The organism is Dyella sp. SG562, from assembly GCF_011759495.1.
Taxonomy (GTDB): Bacteria; Pseudomonadota; Gammaproteobacteria; order Xanthomonadales; family Rhodanobacteraceae; genus Dyella_D; species Dyella_D marensis.
This window is the reverse complement of the sequence record NZ_JAAOYS010000001.1, coordinates 815,110-821,904: the sequence shown is the minus strand read 5'-3', so window position 1 is coordinate 821,904 and position 6,795 is coordinate 815,110. Positions and strand designations below refer to the sequence as shown.

Annotated in this window: 3 protein-coding genes; 2 read left to right on the top strand and 1 reads right to left on the bottom strand. The window is 64.8% G+C overall.

Features of this window, described 5'->3' with window-relative positions; all coding sequences use genetic code 11:
• Positions 1–249 precede the first annotated feature (249 nt).
• A complete protein-coding gene (locus FHW84_RS03525) occupies positions 250–681 on the bottom strand; it encodes a MerR family transcriptional regulator (protein WP_167252715.1) in 432 nt (143 codons plus the stop codon).
• 72 nt (positions 682–753) lie between these two features.
• Between FHW84_RS03525 and FHW84_RS03520 the strand changes: the two genes are divergently transcribed.
• Together FHW84_RS03520 and FHW84_RS03515 are read left to right on the top strand one after the other, a co-directional pair.
• Positions 754–1,587: an oxidoreductase gene (locus FHW84_RS03520; protein ID WP_167252714.1), complete on the top strand. Its 834-nt coding sequence runs from the start codon at positions 754–756 to the stop codon at positions 1,585–1,587.
• Between the two features lie 220 nt (positions 1,588–1,807).
• Complete coding sequence (locus tag FHW84_RS03515; protein WP_167252713.1) at positions 1,808–6,790, top strand: alpha-2-macroglobulin; 4,983 nt, start codon at positions 1,808–1,810, stop codon at positions 6,788–6,790.
• Positions 6,791–6,795: the final 5 nt, after the last annotated feature.

Here is a 6,795-nt window from a genome sequence, read left to right as displayed (position 1 = left end):
AACATCTCGATGGATTGAACGGCTACGCTCACTACCGCCAGCTGTGCTGGATCAGATGCGGGTGGTGGCGTGAAGAACGTGGGGATACCTCAGGGACGGGTCCAATTAATAAAGATAACTGCACCTGTCCCCATTAATTCCCACCTTGCAACGCATCGCGCCGTTGGGGTTCGCCTGCGGCTCACCCCAACCTACGGTGGTGGCGTCGGGTGCCGGGCTCCTCGTTGGCCGAAGTTATCCTCAACGCATTCAAGCAAGCCGCGTACGCTTGCCGCCCACCATGCGATTAACCACTTCCAGCCCGCAGAACGACGGCTCGTCGCCATGCTCGCCCGCTTCGATCCAGGCGATCTTCGCCCGCAGATAGCTCTGCAGCTTGCCGAGCTGCGTGGCCTTCTCGTCCACCTGCGCCAATTGCGCCTGCATCACCGCCAGCCGCCGTGCCTGATCAATGCCGCCGGCTTCGTATTCCTCGTTCAAGGTGACAATCTGTTTCAGCGTAAAGCCCAGCTGCTGGCCGACCTTGATCAGGGCGACGCGATCGACGTCGGCCTCGTGGAATTGCTGGTAGCGGTTGCTGCCGGACGCGCCTGCGCTAGGCCTGATCAGTCCGAGCTTGACGTAGAGGCGTACGGCGTCGCGCGTCAGCCCGGCGCGCCGGCAGAATTCAGCGATCAGCATGGCGTAGGCCTTGACTAGGGGGTATAGGCCCTAGTTTAGGCTTAGGGTCCGCAAACCACCAAGTGACTGGCCATGAGCAAAACCGTACTGATTACCGGCGCCTCGTCGGGCATAGGCGAGGCGACCGCGCGCCGCCTTGCGCTAGAGGGATACAAGGTCTACGCGGCCGCGCGCCGGGTGGACCGCATGAAAAGCTTGTCCGATGCCGGCATCCAGGTGCTTCCGCTGGATCTGACCGACGACGCTTCGATCGTCCAGGCAGTGGAAACCATTACCCAACGCGAAGGGCGCCTGGATGCGCTGATCAATAACGCCGGCTATGGCTCATACGGCTCGCTGGAAGACGTGCCCCTGGACGAGGGCCGCCGCCAGTTCGAAGTCAACGTCTTCGGCCTGGCCCGCCTGATCCAGCTCTGCCTGCCCATGATGCGCGCGCAGCGCTCCGGCACCATCGTCAACATCACCTCGATCGGCGGCAAGATGCACGAGCCGCTGGGCAGCTGGTATCACGCCACCAAGTTCGCGGTGGAAGGATTGAGCGATTGCCTGCGCATGGAGCTGGCGCCGTTCGGCATCGATGTGGTGGTGGTGGAACCGGGCGGCATTCGCACGGAATGGGCCGGCATTGCCCAGGAGGGCATGCTGCGTTACTCCGGCCACACCGCCTACGCCGAACAAGCCGCCATGCATGCGCGCCTGTTCGCCGCGAGCGACAAGTCGTCGATGGTGTCGCCGCCGGATGTCGTAGCCAAGACGATCGCACGTGCGCTGCGCGCTTCGCGTCCACGCACGCGTTACGCTACGGGCGGCGGCGCGCGGACGATCTTGTTCCTGCGGCGCTGGCTGAGCGATCGGGCGTTCGATGGCTTGATGCGGCGGATAGAGAAATCACTGGCCGGCGCCTGATCCAGAGGCGACGGCGTAGGTTGGGGTGAGCCGCAGGCGAACCCCAACATCGGTACCTTCAAACGCGTCGCGATGTTGGGGTTCGCCGTTGGCTCACCCCAACCTACGCCGGTAGCGGCGGTTAAAACTTTAGATGCAGATTCAATCAAGGCGCTACCCCCAAGCCTCGATTCGGCCATAAATGCGTGCCAGACTGTTTTCGTACCTTGGGGGAATATCTATGGATCGGAAACTGTTTGGCGGCCGCGTCTTTGGCGTGGTCGGTTTTGCGCTGTGCGTGGCGGTCTCCCTGGCCGGTTGCGGCCATCACGAAAGCGATAAGCCCGCCTTGCAGGGGCACCCCGCGCCGGCGTCCTCGGCGGGGCAGGCGGAAAAGGCTGCCTTTGCCCTGCTCAGTGCAGGCTCTCGTACCGAGGACACACGGACGGAACTAGCTTTGGTGTTCAACGCACCACTGGCATCCGCACAATCTTTCGACAAGCTGCTTTCGGTCGCCGGCCCCAATGGCGAAGCGATCAGCGGGAGCTGGAGCCTCAAGGACGACGGCAAGACTCTGGTATTTCCGTTCGTGCAGGCCGACCAGCATTACGCGGTGCAGGTGCGCGGCGGGTTATTGGCGGCCGACGGGCGTTCGATCGGCGCGGATCAGAAGCACGATGTCTATTCCGGCAATATGCCGGCTGCCGTGGGTTTTGCTTCCTCGGGCAGCGTATTGCCTGCGCGGGGATCGCGCGGCTTGCCGCTGGTGTCGATGAATGTCCACGACGCGGATATCGAGTTCTTCCGCGTGCGCGATGACGCTATCTCGGATGTGTTCTGCGCCTTCCCCGCCAACAAGCATCGCAACAATTACGATCTCGACCACGAGATCACCAACTGGAATCGCTGCAACGACCAGAAGCGCACCCGCCGCCCCATCACCGACATGGGGGAATCGGTCTACGCCAATCACTACATGCTGGGCGGCGAGCCGAATGCCCGCACCATCACCTATATTCCGGTGCAGAAAGTGGCAGAGCTGGCCCAGCCCGGCGTCTACATGGCGGTGCTCAAGCAAGGCGGCACGTACTCCGGCAGCTATGACACGGCGGTGTTCTTCGTCAGCGACCTGGGCCTGCATCTGCGCGTCTATCGCGACAACGCGCTGCTGCATGTGGCGTCGCTGCATGACGGCTCGCCGGTAAGCGGCGTCGCGGTGGAGGTGGACAATGCCGACGGCACCGCCAAGCTGAAAGCCACCACCGACGACAACGGCAACGCGCTGATCGCCTACAAGGTCGACCCCACCGACGTGCTTATCGCCCGCAAGGGTAAGGACGTCTCCGTGCTGCCGTTCAATCGGCCGGCGCTGGATATCTCCAACTTCGACGTGACGGGCCGCAAGCAGGCGCCGTTCGAAGTGTTCGCCTGGTCCGGCCGCGACCTGTACCGCCCGGGCGAGACCTTGCGCGCCTCCGCGCTGCTGCGCGACTACGACGGACGGGCGATGAAGCAGCAGGCGCTGTTCGTGCGCCTGAAGCAGCCCGATGGGCGCAGCCTGGTCGATACCAAGCTGGATCCGAAAGACCTCAACTATTTCGAACTGAGCCGCACCATTCCGGAGGACGCGCCCACCGGCCTGTGGCAGCTGGAGTTCCGCCTCGATCCGGCCAGCAAGGAAGCGGTGCAGGCTTTTCCGTTCCATGTGGAGGAGTTTCTTCCGGAGCGCCTGAAGCTCGATCTCTCCAGCCCGCAGGCGCGCCTGGCGCCGTCCGAGCCGCTGAAGCTGGCGGTGTCTTCCAGCTATCTGTATGGCGCGCCGGCTGATGGCAACCGCGTGACGGCCAAGCTGCTGGTCAAGCCCGAAGTGCATCCGCTGCGGGCGTTGGCCGACGTGTTCTTCGGCGACCCGCTGGTGGATCTGCCCAAGGATGCCGCGGACGTGCTCGACGCCAAGCTCGACGCACAAGGCCATCTGGAACAGGACATCAACCTGCCCGACGAAGTGAAGCCCGTGGCGCCGCTGACGGCGACGTTGTCCGGCAGCGTGTACGAGACCGGCGGCCGTGCGGTGACGCGCATGCTCAATCGCGTGTACTGGCCGGCGCCTGCCTTGACGGGCGTCCGTCCGCTGTTCGATCCCAAGCAAGGTGCACCGAGCGAAGGGCGCGCTGCATTCGAAGTGATGCGTGCCGATATGGACGGCAAGCTGGTGGCGGGCAAGCACTTGAAGGTGCGCCTGCAGCAGGAAAGCCGTGACTTCTATTGGCTGTACGAACACGGCGACGAATGGAAATCCAACGCCAACGTGCAGCTAACGCTGGTGGAAGAGAAGGACATCGACGTCGCCGCCGGCCAGCGCGCGAAAGTGGACTTCCCCGTGCAATGGGGCGGCTACCGGCTGGAGGTCTATGACCCCGAAACCAAGCTCACCTCGGTGTTCCCGTTCTTCGCCGGCTATAGCTGGGAAGACCAGAACACCGGCAAGGAAGCGCGCCCGGACAAGGTGAAGCTTGCGCTGGACAAGGCCCGCTACCGCGCCGGCGACACCATGAAGGTGACGGTGACGCCGCCGCACGATGGTCCGGGCCTGCTGCTGGTGGAATCGGATCATCTGCTCTACAGCCGCACTATCGACGCCACCGCCGGCGCGACGTTCGAGATCCCCGTCACTAAGGAATGGGAACGCCACGATGTCTACGTGGTGGCGACGGTGTTCCGCGGCGGCGATGCTTCCGAAAAGACCACGCCGGCGCGCGCCATGGGTGTGGAGCACGTGGCGATGGAGCGCAACGACCGGCGCATTTCGCTGAAGCTCACCGCTCCGGCACTGATGCGCCCCGGGCATGCGCTCGACGTGACGGTGCAGGCGGAAGGTCTCTCCGGCAAGAAGGCTTACGTCACTGTCTCGGCCGTCGACCAGGGCGTGCTCAATATCACCAGCTATCCGGTGCCGGACGCGTGGGCGTGGATGTTCGCCAAGCGCGCGTTGAGCGTGGAGGCTTACGATCTGTATAGCCGCGTCATCGAGGCGATGGAGGGTGCCGAAGCCAAGCTGCGCTACGGCGGCGATATGAGTGGCAAGGGTTTGCCGCACGGTGCGCGCCTCAACCCGAAGGTGCAGATCGTCGATCTGTTCGCGGCGCCGGTGCAGTTCGATGCGCAGGGCCGGGCGACGGTGCATCTGCCGGTGCCCGACTTCAACGGCAGCCTGCGGCTCGCCGCGCTGGCCTATGCGGACGAGCGCTTCGGCAACGCCGACGGCGCGGTCACCGTGCGCGCTCCGCTGGTGGTGGAGCCGAGCACGCCACGGGTGATGGCGGCCGGCGACAAGGCGAAGATCAGCATCGACCTGAAGAATCTTTCGGGTAAGGACGGCGTTGCCAAGGTCAGCGTGAAGGCGGATGGCCTTATCAAGGTGAGCGATGCCACCCGCAGCGTGCCGTTGAAGGATGGCGCCGGCACGACGTTGACCATGCCTGTCGCCGCCGATGCCGGCGTTGCCGTGGCCAAGATCGACATCCACGCCGAACTGAACGACTACAAGGTGGATCGCCACTTCGAGTTCGCCGTGCGTAACGCCTGGCCGGAAGTGCTGAGCACCGTGCCGATGGCGATCGAGGAGGGCAAGCCGGCACGCCTGGATGGCAGTGCGATGAGCGGCCTGGTGCTGCCGACGGTGCGCAACCGCCTGACCCTGAGCATGCTGCCGCCGTTGCCTTACAGCGCGGCCCTGCACGATCTGCTGCTCTATCCGTATGGCTGCATCGAGCAGACCACCAGCAAGGGTTATGCGGCGCTCTACCTCGACGAGAAGACCGCGCATGCATTGAACACGGCGGGCCTCGGCGAGGCTGCACGCAAGGCGGCGGTGGAGAGTGCGCTCGCACGCATCGCCTCGTTCCAGGCTGCCAATGGGCACTTCAGCTTCTGGGGCGGCACCAGCCCGATCGAGACCTTTACCACGCCTTATGCGGTCGACTTCATGCTCGACGCACGCGACGGCGGTTTCGCCGTGCCGCAGGAGGTGCTGCAGAAGGCGCTGCTGCGGCTCAACGACGACCTGCTCGCCGGTGGGCATCCGTACTACTCGTACGAGCATCACGACCACATGCGCATCGCCGATGAGGCTTACTCCGGCTATGTGCTCGCCCGCGTCAACCGGGCGCCGCTGGGCACGCTGCGCGCGGTCTTCGACAACGAGCGGAACAAGCTGGTGGGTCCGCTGCCGCTGGTCCATTTTGCCGTGGCGTTCAAGCTGATGGGCGACAATGAGCGCGCGCAGAAGGCGATCCAGGAAGCGTTTGCCTGGGACAAGGAGCGCCCCTGGTACGTGGGTGACTACGGTTCCGAGCTGCGCGACCTGGGCGTGATGGTGTCGCTGGCCCATGCCTATGGGCTCAACAAGGCCGAGTACGACGCGAAGCTGGTCGACTGGGCTCGCAACGCGACCACCAAGGTGAAGTCCACGGACGAGAAGGTGCCGTACTACCACTGGTCGTGGTCGTATCTGAGCACGCAGGAGCAGGTGGCGATCGCACGTGTGGCGCATACCTTCGACGCCGCGGGCCGCGGCACGCTTGCCGCCACGGTGCGGGTGGGCAGCAAGACGGAAAGCGCGCCGGAAGGCCAGACGATCTGGGTGCGCGATCTCACGCCGGCGGAACTGGAGAGCGGCGTGACCGTGCAAGGCGCCGACAAGGGCACCGTATTCGTCACGCTGGACGTGGCGGGCATTCCGCAGAAGGCGCCGGCCGCCGATGCCAGCCAGATCGACGTGCGCCGCAGCTACTTCACTACCGATGGCCATCCCTGGCCGGGTGGCAAGCTGCGCGAGGGCGACACCTTGATCGTGGAGGTGAGCATGGAAGCGCGGGTGGACATGCCCGATGCCTTGGTTACCGACCTGCAGCCCGGCGGCCTGGAGGTAGAGAACCTCAACCTGGGCGGCGCCAGGCAGTGGGAGGGCGTGGTGGTCGATGGTATCCAGCTCGCCGAGCACGAAGGTGCGGCCAACGTGGTGCACGAGGAGTATCGCGACGACCGCTATGCGGCAGCCCTCAAGCTGCGGCGTGGCAACGTGGCGCGCGTGTTCTATGTGGTCCGCGCGGTGACGCCGGGGACCTACACGGTGCCGCCGCCGCTGGTGGAGGACATGTATCGCCCTGGCATCCGTGGCTACGGTGCGGCGACGCCTGCGCAGCTCACCGTCGAAGAACCCTGAGTGTC

Coding starts and splice junctions, on each gene's coding strand:
- FHW84_RS03520 (WP_167252714.1), top strand. CDS start 754: ATGAGCAAAACCGTACTGATTACCGGCGCCTCGTCGGGCATAGGCGAG.
- FHW84_RS03515 (WP_167252713.1), top strand. CDS start 1,808: ATGGATCGGAAACTGTTTGGCGGCCGCGTCTTTGGCGTGGTCGGTTTT.
- FHW84_RS03525 (WP_167252715.1), bottom strand. CDS start 681: ATGCTGATCGCTGAATTCTGCCGGCGCGCCGGGCTGACGCGCGACGCC.